Genomic DNA, 19,951 nt, shown 5'->3' with positions numbered 1-19,951 from the left:
TTGTAAATTAATGCTTTTTTAACGGGTGTAACACAGCAAATTTGCAAGCTTATATCGAATGTTATTCTATATTTGTTTTTACCATAAAATTATTACTGTTTTAAATGCTCAAGTACTCCAAGCAAACAAGGTTATTATTAGCTGTTGATTGTATCATTTTTGGCTTTGATGGCGAAGTTTTAAAGATCCTATTGATAAAAAGAGGCTTTCAACCCGAAAAGGGAAACTGGAGCCTGATGGGTGGCTTTGTTCAGCCAGATGAAAGTCTTGATCAAAGTGCCAACCGCATTTTAAAGCAATTAACCGGTTTGGAAGGCGTGTACCTTGAACAATTATATACTTTTGGGCAACCCCAGCGTGACCCTATTGAGCGTACAGTATCTGTAGCATACTTTGCACTGGTTGATATCCACAAATATGAAGCCCAGATCAGTGATGATTACCATGCCGAGTGGTTTCAGCTTAAACGTGCCCCCAAATTGATATTTGACCAGCAGGAAATGGTTGAGCAGGCCCGCAAACGCATCCGCTACAAAGCAGCTATGCACCCTATCCTGTTTGAGCTTTTGCCCACCAAGTTTACTATCCCGCAATTGCAAACTCTTTACGAAAGCGTGTTTAATACCACTATTGATAAACGTAATTTTAGTAAAAGAGTGCTGGCAACCGGTTTACTCATTAAACTGGCCGATAAGGATAAAGCAGGCTCAAAACGCGGTGCTTATTATTACCAGTTAAATATGCAAAACTATTATGCCAAATTCCAGGCATTTATGAACTTTATTCCTAATCCCGATTCGTTATAACATTTTTCTGAATCGTTTTTTTATTTCACCTTTATGCCTGTATTACCTGCAGAAGGTTTAATATTTTTGAATAACAGTCAAAACTAACTGTACCTGAGCCTATTTTATTTAACATTCTTCAACCATACCACTTTTTATCCGTATAATAGCTTTAGGCTATATCATGAACCGTTAGTCCGTTTTGCAAATATTAATTAATGAAAAAAAACGTAAGCTTTTTAGTATTACTGTTGCTTGCTGTATCTGAATGTTTCGGCCAATTCAGGGAGGTTAATAAACTAAAAAAAGACTTGCCCTTAACGCATGATAGCATACAGTATGTAAATACGCTTAACAGGCTGGGGATGCTTATGTATGAGCAAAATATCGACAGTGCTTTCAATTATGCTAAAAAGGCAAGAACTATAGCTGAACGGCTTGGCTATAAGGCAGGGAAGGCCGATGCACTAAATGTTATAGGCATTGTTTATGATCTTAAAGGCAATCTGCAGCTTTCACTGCGCTATTATAACGAGGCTTATAACCTTTACAAAGAATTAAATGATACCTCAAACGTTGTACAGGGGTTAATGAACATTGGCCTTGTGTTTAACGAGAACAAGGAAGATAAAAAAGCGATAAACTTTTTTAAGCGGGCATTAAACATTGGTAAAACCCTGCAGCGCGACTCTATCGTGGCGTTGGTGCTGTGCAATTACCTGCTCCTATACCCCGAGCAAATCCCCAAAGATTCGGTTGAAGTTTACCTTGATAAAGCACGCGAAATTGGCACAAGGTATAAAGATAAACGTATGCTCGTTGAAGCAGACCAAGTACAGGGATTGCTATACCTTCAAAGCAACAAGCGTGAACAAGGTGTGGCGCTTTTACAAAAAGCAGTAGATAATGGTTTGGCCATGGAGCTTTATTACCTGAGCCTTGATATAGTCATGAACCTTGGCGACTTGTACTTCGAAAATAATGTTCCCAAAGCTATTGAATACTACAAACAGGGACTTTTTATCGCCGAAAAAAGCGGCTATCACTATTATGAAAAAGTCTTCGGGAAAAAATTATATGATATTTATATTGCTCAAAATAATCTGCCCGAAGTACAGCGCTACAGTTCAAAATTGCTGAAACTATATGACGACGAGGAGAAGTACACTAATACAACAGGTTTTGATTATATTGATTATGCCCTGAAAGACCAGGAACTGGAAGCTATAACCATCCGGAGCCAAAACAGGCAGGTGCTTGCGATTGTACTTGGTGTTTTATTTGTGATAACCGCCATTACCGTAATATTTACTTACCGACTGTACAACCTGAAGAAAAAGCATGGCCAAACATTGGAAGAACTTAATCACACCGTACAGCTACGAAACGAAAAACTGCAAATAGATCATGAATTCAACAACCGGCTGGTATCTATTCTTGCGCATGATTTCAGGCAGCCAATAGGCGCACTCAAAACACTGGCAACGGTACTTAAAGACGCCGATACTTTTACACGGGAAGAATTGATGGAATTGGTAGATACCATGGAGCATTCTTCAAATATTTCGCTGGAGATTTTTGAAAACATATTGCAATGGATCAAACAGCAGTTGTCGGGCTTTAATTACAAAGCTGTTCCCCTGCCTTTAGAGGACCTTATAGATGAGGCAATACAACCATTTTACTTAATGGGTAAAGACCGCGGGCTTAGGTTCGTAATCAAAGTGGACCCGGCCATTGTTATTCATGCCGACAAAGAGTTGGTACAGTTTATCCACCGCAATTTTATACATAACGCCATTAAGTTTTCGCCAGATAATTCAACTATTACTATAGGTGCATCAAGCGATGACAACGATGTAACTGTTTGTGTACAGGACGAAGGAAAAGGTATTTCGCCCGATAAGCTAAAGTTGCTCTTTAATTTTAAAGCCAACATGCAGTACAGTAACGAAAAGGAAAAAGGCGCAGGCGTAGCGCTCATGATCTGTAAAGATTTTACCGAAAAAATGAATGGCCGGATCTGGGTTAAAAACGACAAGGAAAAAGGGGCTATTTTCTGCTACTCATTGCCCAATGTCCATTAACCTCTTCATTGTAATTTTTAAATTACCTATTGAAAAACAACATTTTAAGTTCGTAAATTTCAGTTCAAATACAGTTTGCTATAACCTGTTATTAAACCTATAATTTATGAAAACTTACTTATTACTGTTTGTAGCGCTGCTGCTTCCTGCTTATTCCTTTGCCCAGCAAATACCTGCGCGCTGGGACGAGCTTGTTGCCTCAGATTTTCCTGCTGCACTCAAAAAATCGTCGAAAACCTGCATCCTGCCCATTGGGATCCTGGAAAAACACGGCCCTCACTCCCCTTTAGGCACCGATCTGATCCATGTGCGTGAGTGGGCTGCCCATGCTGTTAAGTCGGAATATGCAGTTGTATTTCCCGATTATTTTTACGGGCAGATCAATGAGGCCCGTCATCAGCCCGGAACGTTTGCGCTGCCAAGCAAAGTGATCTGGGATTTACTGGAAGCTACCTGCGATGAAATTGCTCGAAACGGATTTGATAAAATAGTAATACTAAATGGTCATGGAGGTAACCCGGAGTTTATCCAGTTCTTTATGCAATCACTGCTGAACAAACGCCACAACTATGCTGTATATTTTTATGATCCGCACAGTGGCGACAAGGAGTATAATGACCAATATCGGAAAATGCACAAGTCGGCTATTGAAGGCGACCAGCACGCGGGTGAAAGCGAAACCGCATCAATGCTGTACTATCGCCCCGACCTGATGAAGATGGACCGGGCAGCATCACAATCGGGCGATAATCAACATCGTTTAAACCTGGCTAATATTTACACGCCTATATGGTGGTATGCCGCCTACCCTAACCACTATGCCGGTGAAGGAGCCAAAGCCACACCCGAATTCGGCAAATTTATAGCAGAGCATGAAATAGCCAGCTTTGTACAAGCGCTTAAAGCGATTAAGGCCGATACCAGTACCATCAAATTGCAAAATGAGTTTTTTGATAAGGTGGATGCATTGAATAAGTGATTTAAATAGCCAGACTTACGAAGCAATTAAACTTCGTAAGTCTTCAATATGCTAATCAATCCTCCTTCGCTCCCAAAACCTCGTCTATCATACCAAAAGCTTTCGCTTCTTTAGCTATCATCCAGTAGTCCCTGTCAGATACTTCATAAACCCTGTCGTAGCTTTGCCCGCTGTGTTTGGCTGTGATCTCATACAGTTCTCGCTTCATTTTAGAGATCTGCCGGGCAGCAATTTCAATGTCCGATTCCTGCCCCTGCGCTCCACCTGATGGCTGGTGCAGCATCACTCGTGAATGCGGCAACGCAGCCCGTTTGCCGTTGGCGCCGGCGCAAAGTAATGTCGAAGCCATTGAGGCAGCCATACCGGTACAGATAGTAGCTACATCAGGCGATATAAACTGCATAGTATCATAAATCCCCAGTCCGGCATACACCGAACCGCCCGGTGAATTGATATAGATCTGGATATCCTTTTTGGCATCGGCCGATTGCAGAAAAAGCAATTGCGCCTGGATGATGTTAGCCACCTGCTCATCTATCGCGGTGCCCAGGAAAATGATCCTATCCATCATCAGCCTCGAAAAAACATCCATTTGCGAGATATTGAGCTGCCGCTCTTCCATAATATAGGGCGTCATGCCCATGCTTATTTTGCTGTTATTTACCTGCGCAATAAACCTGTCAACATGTAAACTTTGGACACGGCGATGCCCTACCGCATATCTGCGGAACTCATTTTGATTAATATTCATAAAATTTAATGTTTAGCGTTTACGGAACAAACGCATGATCTTTTGCCTGAAACCCGCATGCTCAGGCAGGCTGAATAACTTTTGATGTACGGTTTCAATTTCGGCCTTAAGGCTGTTACGGCCATATTGCTGCACCAGAGCCAGAGTTTGTTTATGCCACATCACCTTATACGTAAGGCCAGGATTGATGATCAGTTTGGCCTCGAACAACAGTACCTCATCAGGTGCAGTTTGCCCAAGCACATGATCGTCAATTTCCTTGATCTCATTCAATGAAGTCCTCATAAGCCAGTGACTGTTCTTTAACTGTTTCCCTTACTTTTTCAATACATTTATACTTCTGCACAGTAGCCGATCGCTCGCCCGCGTAGCCAAACAAATCCGCGAGATCCTTCATGGGCAGCTTATGATAATAAAAAGCGCTTAGCAACTCCATGCATTTTTTACCGGCGGTTTCCAGGTATCTCATTAGTTTAACCCCCGATGGTTGATCTTCAGTTTCATCTGTAACATCAAAATTTTTAGTACAACTATCAAGCGGCAGGTTATGGCGGTCACCCTTAAACTTTTTGAACCAAAGATGTTTGGCAATACCCAACAGGTAAGCCTTTTCACTGTTGTGCAGGGACAGATCACTGTTCACTGCCTTTTCATAATAAATAACAAGGGCATCCTGAAAAATATCTTTCGCGTCATCAAAAGAACCGCCCATCTTACTTATATATTTAGCCACTGTTGGGAAAGCGCTTTGGTAAAGCTCCGTAATGAGTTTTTCCCTTCGGGCGGCCGGTTTATCAAAAACTATCTCATGTGTCATGATCAGTGCGTTTAATAGTAAGTGCGCAAAACGGGAGATATATCACCGTGAATTTAGAAATTTATTTCCGGGAAAGGATAATAGAATTATTTTCATCCTTATTTATAGAAAAAAACACTAAGGGGCTGCTGCACTGTCATGAGCTGTTTTTTTTTTAAAGGACAACCCATCCGGGTTGTTTTTTTCAATACAATCAAAACCACTATTTTACGACAACAAAAAATTATGCCTTCTTGGTAAACTCCTTCTGATACATCAGCGGACTTTTGCCTGTCACCTGCTTAAAATGCTTGTGAAAAGTGGAGAAATTATTGAACCCACTATCGTAGCAAAGCTGTTTGATGTTGAGCTTGTTTTCAATCAGGAGTTTGCAGGCGTAACCCACTTTTATCTCGATTACAAACTGCGAGTAGGTTTTACGGGTTTTTGATTTAAAGTACCTGCAAAACGAGTTCGCGCTCACGCCGGCGATATCGGCAATTTCTTCCAGGTAGATCTTTTTGCGGAAGTTACGTACCGAGTACTCATAAATGTTATTGAGCCTTTCGCTTTCCGATTCGTTATGATCGTATTTGAAGCCAATTGAAGTTAGATAATTAAGCGGTGAGCTGCCTGCTATGGTGTTCAATGCTTTAAGCAGCATGATGATCCTTTCGGCTCCATCGGTATTGAGCATAGTGGCTAAAATAGAGGCCACCTGCTTTTTTATTTCACCTGTTATTTGCAAGCCACGTTTTGAACGTTCAAGCAGTACTTTTATTAGCTTATTTTCCGGGAGCTGAAGAAACTGATCTCCCCAAAAGTTTTCGCAAAAATGTACCACGATGGTATCAACCGGCACCTGTTCGTTGCCATTATTAAAGTACATGTCGTCAAAGCGCCAGTAATGAGGCAGGTTTGATCCAACCAGTACCATATCGCCGTCTTCAAACTGTTTAATGCTATCGCCTATAAACTGCGTTCCGCCACCTTTGATGAAATAAATCAGCTCCAGTTCGGGGTGGCAATGCCAGCGGTTATTGATATCCGGCAATACATCATGCCTTACGCTAAAGGAATGCGCAGGATCGGCAGAAACTTTAAGTAAAAGCGGCTTCATTCAGTTTTATTTACAAATAAATGGCTAAATGTAATTAAAAAATGTAAAAAAAGCTTATTTTTTAGAAAAGTGTATAATTTGTTCTTTTTTTAACATTATCTTCAACTACCAATTAAACCCGAACCAATTTGCAATGAAACCTAAGTGTATTTTAATTTCACTATTAATCTTATTTTCATTTTTTTCAAAGGCTCAAACCCACTACAAGCCCGGCTATGTTATTACTATTAACGGCCAAACCATCCGGGGGTTTATTAACGAAAAAGAGTGGGATGCCAACCCGACAGTTATCAATTTCAAAACCACGTTAAACGAGGCTGAAGTAAAAAACTTTACGCCCAATGATATCACCTATTTTGAAATCATCAACTCGGTAGCGTATCAGCGTTACAGTGGTTTTGTTAGTACTGATGAAACAAATATTTCAAAATTGTCGCGCGGCCGCGATTCAAGTAAAAAGCAGGATATTATATTCTTAAAACTGCAGCAAAAAGGGCCTAACGTTTCTCTTTATTCCTATAACGATGCAATTAAAATGCGGTATTTTATAGCCGACAATAAGGCCGGCACAACCTTTGAGTTGTTATTTAAACAATATTTTATTCCCGACATGGGGCCTGTTACCCACATCGAAAATGAATTTATACCCCAGTTATATGATCTGGGCACAAAATATAATCCTTCATCGACAGAGTTAAAACAAGAAATTGAACAGGCCAGCTATAAAACTCCTGTTTTAAGGAAAATATCACAAATGATAAACGACATGCCTGTAGACAATACGCACTACGAAACACTATCATCCTTTGATTTCTTTATTGGCGCAGGCGTATCTGGCAGTAAATTTAAATTCGGGGGCGAATTACCGTTTCGAAATGCTACCGACAGTAAAACAACGTATGGCCCAACATTTTCGGCAGGCGTTAACTTTTACACAAATGCCAAAATTGGCCGGGCCGTGTTCAGAGCTGAACTGATGTATTGGACAAGCTCTAACGAAACAATGGCCGATCTTTATTATGGTCAACCTGATAAGCCCAAAATAAAATATCATTTTGATCAGCGTAATATAACTGCATATCCGCAATTTATTTATTACTTATACAACAATAATGCAGTAAAATTTTATGGAGGTATAGGCATAACTGTAAGTTTTGCCAAATACACTCAGGTAATCAGTTCGACAAGCACATCGACCTCAAATAAAAACTTGTTATCGTTCGATAAAAATTGGCTGGGATTTCCGATAAGAACCGGTTTAATCATCAACAAAGCATTTGAGATCAATGCTTCTTATGCAATTCCTGCAACGATAAATAGCGGCGATAAAACATCGGGAAATTATTCAATTAAACAGAGCAGCTTTAAGGCGGGAATAAATTATCATTTTTTAATTAATTAAAAGATGATGTATTAACTATTTAATTGCCGTTAATAATTCATAATATTAATAAGAGCGTAAAGAAAATAAGCAATATTTAATTGAAATCTTAAATATCATAAAACCCCGAGCGGTGCATTAACGTATAATTAATAAAAAAGGGGCGTTCCGTATCTCACCTCGGAACGCCCTGCAGTTATTTGATGATAACATCAACTAAATCTCAGATCATCATGTTTTTGATCTGAACTCTCCATCTTTCTCAGGGATGGGAAGGTTTTTAATATTTTGAACCTTGCCGTTCATTAAAACGGTGGCGGTCCGCCGGGGCCGCCGCCAGGAGGTGGACCACCTGGTCCGCCACGTTCCATCGTTGGTCTTTTGCCGGCAAATTTTTGCAACTTAAGTGTAAAGGTTAACAGGTAGTAACGACCCAAACGGTTACTTTTGGTTTGAGTGATGTAGCTGCCGTTTTGAGTGGTTGTATAACCGGTGTTTTCATTAAACACATCCATTACCGAAAAACGCAGGGTACCGGCATTGCCTTTTAAAAAGCGGCGCTCCACGTAAGTATTCAAAATATTAGGATTGGTAGCACCGGTATAGCCGTAATAAATCATTTTTGAATAATCATAGCTCAGCGTCCAGTCTTTAAAATAGCTTTTGCCGTTAAGGCCAAGGTTAAGGGTTTGGAAATTGCTGTTAACGTTTGCCTGTTTGATGGAGTTGCTTGAGGTATTAACGCTATAGGTAGTGCTTGCTTCGGCATCAATAACGTCGGTGATGCTTACCCTAAAGCGTGCGCCTTGAGATAATACCAGGTTTTTGGCTATATTCTTTTCGGTTGTCATGTTAAAGGTAGCAGAGTCAACGTTACTAATATATGAGACGTTGTTATTGTACGAAATGTTACCGATCATGAATAAATTATATTTTCTTTTTTGCCATGGCTTGGCGAACACGTAAAACCCCTGTGCCGAATAATAGCCATCGGCATTTAAATATTGGGTTAAGATACTTCCCGCAAGTTTACTGTTTGGTGCATAATTTCTGGGGTAGGTAATGGTGTTGGCTACTATCTTATTATCTGTTTTAATGAACGACAGGTTACTGAAAAACACGTTCCCGCTTTCAAAATTGAACTTATTGTATTTTAACGATAAGGTATTATTAAACTCTGGCTTCAGATCGGGGTTACCTTGTACCGGGTATGATGCATTACTGAAATCGGTAACCGGCTGTAATTCCGTATAAGTAGGCTGATTGCTGCTGCCGTTATAATTTAAACTAAGCGATTGGCTGCGCGAAAAGTTATAAATGAACCTTGCAGTAGGCGCCCAGTTAAACGTATTGTTATTAGTAGTAAATGGTGTGCCATCAACTATCGACGATCCTTTTAATAGCGTAGGTTGCGCTACCAGGCCCAGGGTATAATTGTATTTTTTGTCGATAAAACGATAGTTAAGCCCGAACCTGTTGGTAACAAAAGTCGAATTATAGTTATTGCTTAACAAATCGTATCGGTTGATATTTCCATCATCGGCCAGGGTATCGGTGGCCCTGTCGGCAGTGGTGTAGGAGTAATGGTAAGCGTAGTTAAGCTCCAGGTATCCTTTTTTGCTGATAGGTTCCATGTATGATACTGTAGTCCCCACGCTATCGGTACGGCTATCGGTATTGATGAACTGGTTTAAAGGTGCATTGCGGGCACCATCAATGTAGGTGTAAACCGGGTTTTGATATTTATTAATGGTATAACTTCCTGCGCCTACATTTACACTGAAGTTGCGTCCATGAGTATTAAACTTGTGATTAAACAACACATTAACACCATAGTTGGGCTCGGTTGATTTACTAAGGTTTGCGAGACTGTAGTTGGATACCGTTTCCGAATTTCTGAGCAGCAAACTGGTTGCATCAGATGTGGTGTTGGTGCTGGCGTAAGCATATGTTGGGGTAATCTTCACATAGTTTACCGTATCGGGCTTGTATTCGATGTTGAAATTTATCCGGTGGTTCAGCTTTTCGTCCTGCTGGTTATTGGTTTGCGTATTAGTGCTCGGGTTGGTTGACGACAGGTTATTTTGAATAGTGCTGCTGATGGTATTCACCGAATTATCAGCAAAGCTGTAACTGCCATAAGCGGTAATTTTTTTGCCCCAGCTATCGCGATAATTGAACCCGAACGAACGTGCTGTAGTGATCCCGTTTGATGAGCTACTGTTTGATCCCGGAGGGCCACCCGGTCCGCCACCTCTTGGACCACCACCTCCAAAACTAAACAGATTGGTATTGGTGTTGTTAAGGTTACCCAAAAAAGCCAGCTGTCTGTTGCCATTAAAGCTAAACACATTGGCCGAAGCCACATGCCTGTTGCTCTCCTTATCGCTTGAGACACCGGGAATAGCATCCCGACCGCCGCCTATGCTGGCCTGCCCAAAGTAACCATAGTTTTTATTTTGCTTAATAGTTATGTTCAGTACCTTATCCGGTTCGCCGGTTTTTACACCGGTAAGATTTGCCTGATCGCCATAATCATCTATGATCTGGATATTTTGTACGATATCTGCAGGCAGGTTTTTTGTAGCTGTTTTAACGTCGCCTCCAAAAAAATCTTTCCCATTTACCCTTACTTTGGTAACGCTTTTGCCTTGAGCGGTGATATTGCCGTCCTTATCCACATCCATGCCCGGCAGCTTTTTAATCACATCTTCAACAGGGGCATTATCGCGCACCTTATAGGCATCGGCATTAAATTCAATAGTATCTTCCTTAAGCTTTACCGGGTTCACATCCGCAATAATTACGGTTTTTAACATCGTAGTTTCTATTTTCAGGATAACCGGCGGCAAATTAGCCGGCTTATTATCATTAGCCAACACAAACCTGCGCCTGAGTGGTTCATAACCTATCGAGCTAAAAACTAAACTAAACTGGCTTACTGCCACATTGTTAAATGTAAAGGTACCATCGGCACCCGTAATAACGGTAGTGCTGTCGGTACCGGTAAGCATTTTTACGCTCGTACCCGCAACCACGTAACCGGTAGAGTCTTTTACGACACCTTTAACCGTACGGCCAGGGTCGGCTTTTGCGTTAAACGGTTTGATAAACGCTAAGGCAATAATTACTGCCAAGGAGTATAGGATTTTCATTTTATGCTGATTAACAGCCCCAAAACAATAGCATTATTTTTAGTGAAAAAAACGGAATAGACGGGCGTTGTTTATGTATAGACGGGATACAGCTTTTTGCCTATAAACGCGGACTGTTACCCTACGAAAGGTTAATAGAAGTCTTTAAAGATCAGATCAAAGCGCTCATCGGTGATTTTTGCCTCCCGGGCGATTATAATTGTCTTATAGTCTTATTGATTTGTAATATTGCTGAATTATATCTGTAAATTTATTTGTAGTGCACCGTGTTGTAAACCCGTTCAATGAGCCTTAAATCAAAAAGCAATACCGTTACCGTCTTCATTCATATCTTAATATGGGTAGTTTTTGGACTGCTGTTGTTCTTCTATCAGCCGCTTACCTGGAATGTTGAATTTCCGTACCAGTTCTGGATCAAACAGGCGGTTACCCTTTTTATACTGGTTGCTGCCTATTACTTCAACAGCAAATTACTGGTTCCGCGATTTTTATTGCATGACCGTATAGGGATGTACTTTATAGTTGTTGTGGGAGTGATAATTGTTTTTTTGCTACTCAATAGCTGGGCCGATAAGGTGCTGCATATGCATGAGCATATGGAAGCCGTTTTTCACCGGCAGCACCGTCCGCCAAAACCAAGGGACCGCGGGGGCTGGGATTTTTTTGGCACTGTTATAGTGGCCCTGGTTTTAGGTATCAGTACCAGTATTACGGCAATACAAAAATGGCAGATGGATATCCGCCTGCGCCAGGCACTGGAACAGGATAAGATCAGCTCGGAATTATCTTTTCTGAAAGCCCAGATCAACCCGCATTTCTTTTTCAATACGCTCAATAACATTTATGCGCTTACCCATGTTAACGCCGAAACATCGCGCAAGGCGCTACACCAGCTTTCGCGCATGATGCGATATGTGTTATACGATACACAACATGGCACTGCATTATTAAGCCAGGAGATAGCTTTCATTAAAGACTATATCAGCCTTATGGAACTGCGCCTTACCCAAAAAGTAACCGTTAGCTTTACTCCGCCTGCACACACTAATGATGTAACCGTGGCCCCAATGATTTTTTTACCTTTTGTAGAAAACGCCTTTAAACACGGCATCAGCGCTACAGAGCCGAGTGCTATCCGCATCATTATCGATCAGCATGATAACCAGTTGGAGTTAAAGGTAGAGAATGGCATCTATAAAGATCATAATCCGAGCATTGGCGAAAATAAAGGTATCGGCCTAACAAATACCATCCGCCGGCTTGATTTGCTCTATGCAGGAAAATATAAACTGGATATTACTGAGGATGTAACCGCCAATATCTATACTGTTCACTTAATCCTTAACCTGTCATGATACTTAACTGCATAGCTGTTGATGATGAGCCGCTTGCGCTAGGCCTGGTTTGTGCTTTTATCGAACAAACCCCTTTCCTGAAACTCATCGGCCGTTACAGCAGTGCCGTTGAGGCACTTGTCGGCTTACAGGATCAAAAGGTTGACCTTATTTTCCTGGACATCCAAATGCCTAACCTTAATGGCATGGAGTTGGCCCGGGTGGTTGACAGTCGCGGATCAAATAAACCCCGCATTATTTTCACCACCGCCTACAACCAGTTTGCTATTGAAGGCTACCGGGTTGATGCCCTCGATTACCTGCTCAAACCCTTTAACTACGAAGAATTTTTGCATGCTTCAAACAAAGCCCTAACTTATTTTGAACTGGTGAACCGCTCGAACAGCCCTGCAACCGTAATTGCCGCTGAACCCGAAGAGGAAGAGTACTTGTTTTTAAAGATAGAATACCAGTTAGTAAGGATCGCTCTTAATGACATCTTGTACATTGAAGGTTTGAAAGATTATGTAAAAATCTATCTTCAGGATAAGGAAAAACCATTGCTTTCCCTCACCAGTTTAAAAGCTTTGGAAGAAAAACTGCCATCCAAACGTTTTATGCGTGTACATCGTTCATTCATTGTATCGCTCAATAAAATCAACTCCATTACCCGCAACGCTTTACAGATAGGTAAAGTGAACATTACCGTTGGGGATCAGTATAAAGAAGCCTTCGGGGTATTTTTGAGCAAATGGAATTGAACCCGGATTTATAGGATTTTCCTGATTACTGGATTTTTGAATGCTGCCTGAAGATTAACCGAGCCATTCGATATTCTGCCCCTGCGATCGTGTCTCCACGATCGCCTTCAAAGCCATCAACTTTCCATATTAACAAAGCGTTTCGTGAGGACACGAATCCCGGGAATCCAATAATCCCCTAAATCCCGGTTCAGACAAAATCCTGGTACAGACAAACAAAATCCATCCTGCACAGGTTCACCTAATTGCAATTTTTTGCCTCATTTTTACATCATTAAATAATATTCCCTACTTTTAAATTATGCAAAAGGTAAGTGAACTACAGGTAAGCGTATCAGACTTAAAAGCTTTTGAAGCTTTGGCCAATATACCCGACGATCAGCTGCAATGGCTGATTGATAAAAGTGAGATCTTAACATTTGAAGATGGTGAATACCTAATGGAGCCGGGTCAGGATCTTACAGGCCCGCATTTTATAATAGAAGGCAACATGCGCTTCTTTATGATGCAGCAGGGTTCGCGTCGCGATTATACCATGGTTGAAAAAGGAAGTATCACCGGTTATATGCCCTATTCCCGCGGCCTTATAGCCAAAGGCTATGCCCAGGCTGTTGGCGAACTGACGGTATTGAGTTACCCTACAGCCGAAATCATGGAAATGATCCGGAACCATTTTGAGCTTACGCAGGCGCTGGTACATATCATGACTACCCGCGTGCGCGATTTTACCGCCATGCAGCAGCAAAATGATAAAATGATGGCTTTAGGTAAGCTATCTGCCGGTTTAGCGCATGAGCTTAATAACCCGGCATCGGCCATTGTGCGCGACTCGTTATCATTAAGAAAACATCTGCGTATGGTGCCTGCCCATCTGAAAAATATGTTTGCCATAAGGGCGAGTGATGAGCAGGTTGATGGTTTGACCGACGAACTGTTTAGGATCCTGAATAAAAAGGAATGCTATACCCGCCTTACACTAAAACAGCGTACCCAGCTTGAAGACGAAATATCAGAATGGCTGGAAGATAACGGTGTTGAGGATGCCTATGATATAGCCGAAAGTTTTGTTGACTTTAGCTTTACTACCGAAAATCTGGAGGCGCTAAAATCGCACATTCCAGAACATGCGGTACCCATCATTATGGGCTGGCTTAGTGCCAAGCTTATGGGCGAAAAGATGATTGAAGATATCCAGGAATCGGCACGACGTATTGCCGAATTGGTAAGTTCCGTTAAAACGTTTACCCACATGGACCGCGCGCAAGATAAGCAGTATGCCGATATCCACGTAGGGATCCGTAACACGATTACCATGCTGGGGTACAAGATCAGGAAGGAAAATATTACCGTAATTGAAGAGTTTGATGAAACCCTGCCCGAAGTGAAAGCGCTTATCGGCGAACTTAACCAGGTTTGGACCAACCTGGTTGATAATGCCCTTGATGCCATGGAAATAAATGAGAGAGGCACACTTACCATCCGCACAAAAAAAGATAACGACTTTGTTGAAGTAAGAATCATTGATGATGGGCCCGGCATACCCGAAGATAATATCAGCCAGATCTACGATCCGTTCTTCACCACAAAAGAAATGGGCAAAGGTACCGGTATGGGCCTTGAAGTGGTGCAGCGTATTGTGAAGCAGCACCGCGGTTCAATAAAGGTAAAATCAAGACCCGGGCATACGGAGTTTATAGTTTGCTTCCCGATAAATGGTTAGCAAAAAACTGATTTTACCAAAAATATTAGTTAATTTGCCTGCATATTTACCCTATGAGCCGTCCGATAATATTTTCCATAGATGATGATCCGCAGGTTTTGCGGTCAATAAGCCGCGATTTAAAGTCGCAGTATGGCAAAGAATATAAAATACTAAGCACAACATCGGCAAATGAGGCATATGATACCCTTATTGAACTGAAAAACAGTTCGGAGGTGGTCGCCTTATTTTTGTGCGACCAGCGCATGCCCGAAATGGAAGGCGTTAAATTTTTGGAGAAGGCAAAAAAAGTATTCCCCGAGGCTAAACGGGTACTGCTTACCGCCTACTCCGATACTGATGCCGCCATTAAAGCCATTAACGATGTACAGCTTGATTATTACCTGATGAAACCCTGGAACCCGCCAGAGGAAAAACTTTATCCTGTAATAAATGACTTGCTTGATGACTGGCACAGCCACTACATACCCGAATTTGTGGGTATGAAGCTCGTTGGCTACCAGTTTTCGCCTCAATCGCACGTTATAAAAGATTTTTTAGCCGGTAACCTGATTCCTTACCGTTGGTTTGATATCGAAAAAAATATCGATTCGGCCAGTTTGCTTACCATCAATAACCGCACAACCGATGATTTGCCGATGGTGATATTTGAGGATGGCAGCTGTTTAACAAAACCAACCATCAGGGACATTGCCGATAAAATGGGCAAAAATCCTACCCAGCTTACTGATGTTTATGACGTGGTGATCATAGGCGCCGGTCCGGCAGGATTAGCAGCTGCAGTATACGGTTCATCAGAAGGCTTAAAAACTTTATTGATTGAGCGTAAAGCGCCGGGCGGACAGGCCGGTACCAGCTCACGTATTGAAAATTATTTGGGTTTCCCGGCGGGCTTAAGCGGTGCCGACCTTACCCGCCGTGCTATAAGTCAGGCTATGCGCTTGGGTGCCGAGTTTTTGTCGCCTCAATCTGTTAGCGATATCCGGCAAAAAGACGGCTACAAAACTATTATCTTGGATGACGGACCGGAGATCATCAGCCGTACGGTAGTAATTACTACCGGTGTTGATTACCGTAAACTGGAAGTTAAAGGCGTTGATAACTTTACCGGAGCCGGCATTTACTATGGCGCGGCTACTACCGAAGCTTCGGCATGTACAGGTAAAGAGGTATTTGTGATTGGCGGAGGTAACTCGGCGGGACAGGCGGCTATGTATCTGTCTAAATTCGCGAAGAATGTGCATATCATTATCCGCAGGGATGATTTGACAGCTACCATGTCGGCCTATCTGATTAACCAGATTGCCGATACGCCCAATATAAAGGTTATGCCAAATACCGAGGTAATTGAGGCCGAAGGCACTAACTGCCTTGAAAAGCTTACGATACAAAACTGCAAAACCAAGGAAAGCGAAGTTAAAACTGCTAACGCATTATATATATTTATTGGCGCCAAGCCGTATACCGACTGGATAAAGCTGGACATCATTAAAAATAATAAAGACTTTATTGAAACCGGCCGGGAGTTGCGCAGTTACGAGAACTTTAACAAAGTTTGGAAGCTTAAACGTGATCCATTTCTGTTGGAAACAAGCTGCCCGGGCATATTTGCAGCAGGCGATGTACGTGCCGGGGCCATGAACCGCGTGGCATCTGCCGTAGGCGAAGGCTCAATGGCGATAAGTTTTGTACATAAATACCTTGCTGAAGTTTAAATCATCAAACACTACCTATACTTATGGAAGAAACCTGCGCCCATATTGAAGCTGTTGAAAGCATAACCGAGCCCAAAGGCTACGTTTGTGAGGAATGCATAAAACATCACGGTTCATGGCTGCACCTGCGTACCTGCCAAACCTGCGGCGTTACGCTTTGCTGCGATAGTTCACCGAATACGCATATGACTAAGCATTTCCACGCTACCGGCCATCCAGTAGTTATATCTGCCGAACCAGGTGAGCGCTGGCTATGGTGTTATGTGGATGAAGCCGTTAAAGGATATTAATTGGAAGTTAGAAATCTTGAGTTCGAAGTCTTAGCCCTAAGTCGGGAGTTTTAGAGTTTGGCGTTTAGTTCAAAGCAATTCCTTTCTTGATTCCTGGTTCTTGATCTCCTACTTCTTAATATATCTGCACTATCCCTTAAACGACAGGACTTTATCTAACGACCATGGGCCGGAGCCTAAAATGGTAAATAGTATAAGCAGGGCCAGCGCTGTAATTGATGGCCATAACATGGCGTTAATAGGCTCCTGGAAAATACCTGTTAAAAATACCGCGCCCACTAATATAGGGATCTGAATAATGCAGCCTAAACGGGTTAATATGCCCATGGCTATGAGTATGCCGCCAACCATGTGGGCAAATGATACATAGTACACCAGGATCATCAGCATATCAGGCGATACGTCAATAACATCCTGATCGGTAATAATACCGCGCAGGTATGAGGTATTTTCCATAAAGGTTATGCCTTTCAACAATAAAAACACGCCAAGAATAACACGCACAATATCCAAAACTTTAGGGTGATGAGTATCGCCCCAGTGTTCAATTTTATGAACCAGATTCATAAAGCCCTCCTTTTAGTTTAATAATTGGTTATCAGCAACCCGGGGTGATCAGGGAGATCAAGCGACGGGCATGCTGCTATTAAATTTAGTAACAAATTTGTTATAAAACAAGTTTTAGGGGAGTAAAAAAATTGGCAGGTTCAAGCGCAGATATTTATACCTGCAATGGCGTTGACCGGCACTTACAGATCATACTCTGCCAGCCACCCCCTCAATCTGGTCAAATCTTTTTTTAAAGCGGTCGAAAACTCATCTTTACTAATAGCCAGCTCACGTTTACCATCCTCTGCACCTCCTAAGGGATATTCGCAGTGCAGGCTCATAGGGCCATTGATATTATACTGTTTCAGCAGGCCAAAGTATTTCTTAAAATCAACCATCCCCTCGCCTAATGGCACACTTTTCACCTGCCATTTGTCGCCCCTTTTCTCCCAGTAAAAATCCTTTACATTGATTGTTTTGGAATAAGCCTTTAACAGATCAAGTGTAACAGGCCAGGTATCGGCACCTTCGGTTGTGGCATGCCTTACATCGTACTGACAACCGATATAATTAGGATCAAGTCCTTCAAGGCTCAGCCATAAATCCCACTGCGATGCTCCAAACAAGTCGCCGGAGTGGTTTTGATAACCGCCGTGCATGCCATACTTTTTATTGAGCCCGGCAAGGCCGGCCAGTTGTTTATTGATAACCCTGATATTGGCCGGTACACTGGTAGCCTTATCATAATTAAACCAGGCGGTACTGTAATATTTAATGCCCAATGCCGACGCCGTTTTCAGGATCGCTTCGGTGTATTTTTCATCGGCAGTTTTAATATTGGTTACTACGGTGTAAACCTTAAGCCCGGCTTTTTCAATAGATTCAACCGCTTTAGGCAGGTCGTCGGCAACACGTTCGGGCAGCACATGGCCATCGGGCCTTACGGTAAGATCGATTCCGTCAAAACCAAGCTGTGCAGCCAAAGCGGCCATATCGGCATAATTAAGCCAATGCATATGTTTAGAAAATATACTCACTTTTATTTTTTCACCCGGAGAGAGATTGCCAACAGCAACGCCGGAATCTAAAGATGAAGGCTTAGCCAAAGCACTTAAACCCAAAGGCAAGCCGGCAACAGCTATCGCGGCCGAAGCAATAAATTTTTTGCGACTGATGTTTTCCATAGATGTTAAAATTGGTGATGCAATATGCCACTTTTTGTTGTGATTGTTTCCTGATTTTACCCACCTTTATCCAAACCTATTTATCATGATATTATTCTGGTACAGCGTGATACTGTTTGTATCCACCTTAGCGCTTAACTTTTATCTGCTTATCGGCTTTAAACAAATTAAACAGGTAAGCCGACAGCCTGTGATGGATAATCCCCCACCCCTTGCCATCATTATAGCTGTGCGAAACGAGGAGGAAGACCTTGAAAAAGCCTTGCAAAGCGTTTGCCATATCAATTATCCTAAGCATCGCCTTATTGTAGTGAACGACCGCTCAACCGACCGTACCGCCGACATCCTGAAAGATTTTAGCTTACGCTATCCAAAACTTCAGGTGACTACGATAGACACTTTACCCGACGGATGGCTTGGTAAAAACAACGCACTTTACCAGGGTTACCTTAGCAGTACTGAAGAATGGATGCTTTTTGCCGATGCTGATATCGTTTTTCATCCTGATGCTATTAACCAGGCTGTCGGTTATGCAGTTAAACACGAGGTTGATCATTTAACCATGTTACCTGAGTTGATCTCCCGGTCGTCAATTTTAAACAGTGTATTTGCCACATTAAGTATTATGCTCATGATTGCCATGAAACCATGGGAGGCCAAAAACCCGAAATCAAAAGCATCGTCGGGCATAGGGGCTTTCAATTTGGTCAGGCGTACGGCTTATGAAAAAATTGGCACGCATGTACGCATAAAACTGCGCCCGGATGATGATCTTCAACTTGGTCAATTGATAAAAAAGGAAGGTTTACGGCAGGATGTTTTAGCCGGTAAGGGTTACGTTTGCCTGGAATGGTATAGAAATCTTGGTGAGCTTGGGCGCGGCGTGCAGAAAAACTCATTTGCTATGGCTAAGTACAGTATTACGCAAGCCATTGTTAACGTACTGAATATGCTATTAACGGTGGCATTGCCTATGCCATTGATGTTCATTTTCGGCACCCCGGTTATCAGGACCATGGCTTCTGTTATGCTCATAGTGCATATAATTTATATGGAGCTGGTGCCGCCCAATAAATGGTGGTATGCATTTATGATCCCCTTTTCAGGGTTCTTCCTGGCCTGGTATTTTTTAAAAGCATCAATAATAACCGTTGTACAGGGAGGTATTTACTGGCGGGACAGTTTTTACTCGCTTGATATGTTAAAAGGTAGGGGATAAAATATTTTGTAACAGTGGCGACATCTTACCCCGAATAACAACGGGAGGATATCATTTACCAATCAGAGTACCACGGATCTCAAAGCTCAAGGATGATATGGCCCGTCAAATTTAAATTCCAATCA

At 42.1% G+C, this 19,951-nt stretch carries 17 protein-coding genes; 10 read left to right on the top strand and 7 right to left on the bottom strand.

What is annotated here, in order from left to right:
• The first annotated feature begins 104 nt into the window (after positions 1-104).
• From ACP26M_RS02200 to ACP26M_RS02190, 3 genes are all read left to right on the top strand, one after another.
• Positions 105-806, top strand: a complete 702-nt coding sequence (locus ACP26M_RS02200) for an NUDIX hydrolase (protein WP_090533328.1) — start codon at positions 105-107, stop codon at positions 804-806.
• 197 nt (positions 807-1,003) lie between these two features.
• The gene (locus tag ACP26M_RS02195) at positions 1,004-2,872 is read left to right on the top strand and encodes a tetratricopeptide repeat-containing sensor histidine kinase (protein WP_426585749.1); all 1,869 of its coding nucleotides are present in this window, start codon (positions 1,004-1,006) and stop codon (positions 2,870-2,872) included.
• A gap of 106 nt (positions 2,873-2,978) precedes the next feature.
• Positions 2,979-3,851, top strand: coding sequence for a creatininase family protein (locus ACP26M_RS02190; protein WP_426585747.1), 873 nt, complete (start codon positions 2,979-2,981; stop codon positions 3,849-3,851).
• 55 nt (positions 3,852-3,906) lie between these two features.
• On the opposite strand, the gene ACP26M_RS02185 is transcribed toward ACP26M_RS02190, so the two are convergent.
• The 4 genes from ACP26M_RS02185 to ACP26M_RS02170 all read right to left on the bottom strand — a co-directional run bounded on the left by ACP26M_RS02185 (position 3,907) and on the right by ACP26M_RS02170 (position 6,518).
• The gene (locus ACP26M_RS02185) at positions 3,907-4,602 is read right to left on the bottom strand and encodes an ATP-dependent Clp protease proteolytic subunit (protein ID WP_426585745.1); all 696 of its coding nucleotides are present in this window, start codon (positions 4,600-4,602) and stop codon (positions 3,907-3,909) included.
• A gap of 12 nt (positions 4,603-4,614) precedes the next feature.
• On the bottom strand, positions 4,615-4,887 hold the full coding sequence (locus ACP26M_RS02180; protein ID WP_426585743.1) for a hypothetical protein: 273 nt from the start codon (positions 4,885-4,887) through the stop codon (positions 4,615-4,617).
• Positions 4,868-5,419, bottom strand: a complete 552-nt coding sequence (locus tag ACP26M_RS02175; protein WP_426585741.1) for an RNA polymerase sigma factor — start codon at positions 5,417-5,419, stop codon at positions 4,868-4,870. Before ACP26M_RS02175 ends, ACP26M_RS02180 begins: the two co-directional genes overlap by 20 nt.
• Before the next feature lie 223 nt (positions 5,420-5,642).
• A complete protein-coding gene (locus ACP26M_RS02170; protein WP_413322554.1) occupies positions 5,643-6,518 on the bottom strand; it encodes an AraC family transcriptional regulator in 876 nt (291 codons plus the stop codon).
• 133 nt (positions 6,519-6,651) lie between these two features.
• On the opposite strand from ACP26M_RS02170, the gene ACP26M_RS02165 reads away from it, so the two are divergent.
• Entirely contained in the window at positions 6,652-7,920 is a 1,269-nt protein-coding gene (locus ACP26M_RS02165; RefSeq protein ID WP_426585739.1) for an outer membrane beta-barrel protein, read from the top strand.
• A 284-nt stretch (positions 7,921-8,204) separates the two neighbouring features.
• Here the strand turns inward: ACP26M_RS02165 and ACP26M_RS02160 are convergent, their stop codons facing one another.
• Complete coding sequence (locus tag ACP26M_RS02160; protein WP_426585737.1) at positions 8,205-11,054, bottom strand: TonB-dependent receptor; 2,850 nt, start codon at positions 11,052-11,054, stop codon at positions 8,205-8,207.
• 284 nt (positions 11,055-11,338) lie between these two features.
• On the opposite strand from ACP26M_RS02160, the gene ACP26M_RS02155 reads away from it, so the two are divergent.
• The 5 genes from ACP26M_RS02155 (at position 11,339) to ACP26M_RS02135 (ending at position 16,874) form a co-directional block, all read left to right on the top strand.
• Positions 11,339-12,409 (top strand): sensor histidine kinase, encoded by a 1,071-nt coding sequence (locus tag ACP26M_RS02155; protein ID WP_426585735.1) that lies wholly within the window; start codon positions 11,339-11,341, stop codon positions 12,407-12,409.
• A complete protein-coding gene (locus ACP26M_RS02150) occupies positions 12,406-13,149 on the top strand; it encodes a LytR/AlgR family response regulator transcription factor (protein WP_426585733.1) in 744 nt (247 codons plus the stop codon). The genes ACP26M_RS02155 and ACP26M_RS02150 overlap by 4 nt, the downstream gene beginning before the upstream one ends.
• A gap of 301 nt (positions 13,150-13,450) precedes the next feature.
• The gene (locus tag ACP26M_RS02145) at positions 13,451-14,869 is read left to right on the top strand and encodes an ATP-binding protein (protein WP_090533309.1); all 1,419 of its coding nucleotides are present in this window, start codon (positions 13,451-13,453) and stop codon (positions 14,867-14,869) included.
• Between the two features lie 53 nt (positions 14,870-14,922).
• Positions 14,923-16,584, top strand: coding sequence for an FAD-dependent oxidoreductase (locus tag ACP26M_RS02140; RefSeq protein ID WP_426585730.1), 1,662 nt, complete (start codon positions 14,923-14,925; stop codon positions 16,582-16,584).
• 23 nt (positions 16,585-16,607) lie between these two features.
• Entirely contained in the window at positions 16,608-16,874 is a 267-nt protein-coding gene (locus ACP26M_RS02135; RefSeq protein WP_090533305.1) for a UBP-type zinc finger domain-containing protein, read from the top strand.
• A 129-nt stretch (positions 16,875-17,003) separates the two neighbouring features.
• Here ACP26M_RS02135 and ACP26M_RS02130 read toward each other — a convergent pair whose 3' ends face one another.
• The gene (locus ACP26M_RS02130) at positions 17,004-17,441 is read right to left on the bottom strand and encodes a DoxX family protein (RefSeq protein ID WP_426585727.1); all 438 of its coding nucleotides are present in this window, start codon (positions 17,439-17,441) and stop codon (positions 17,004-17,006) included.
• A gap of 182 nt (positions 17,442-17,623) precedes the next feature.
• Entirely contained in the window at positions 17,624-18,607 is a 984-nt protein-coding gene (locus ACP26M_RS02125; protein ID WP_426585725.1) for a sugar phosphate isomerase/epimerase family protein, read from the bottom strand.
• An 85-nt stretch (positions 18,608-18,692) separates the two neighbouring features.
• On the opposite strand from ACP26M_RS02125, the gene ACP26M_RS02120 reads away from it, so the two are divergent.
• Complete coding sequence (locus ACP26M_RS02120) at positions 18,693-19,826, top strand: glycosyltransferase (protein WP_426585723.1); 1,134 nt, start codon at positions 18,693-18,695, stop codon at positions 19,824-19,826.
• Positions 19,827-19,951 lie beyond the last annotated feature (125 nt).

Source organism: Mucilaginibacter sp. R-33 (assembly GCF_049949235.1).
GTDB lineage: Bacteria > Bacteroidota > Bacteroidia > Sphingobacteriales > Sphingobacteriaceae > Mucilaginibacter.
Note: the sequence above shows the minus strand (reverse complement) of the source record. Positions and strands in the feature narration are given on the sequence as shown.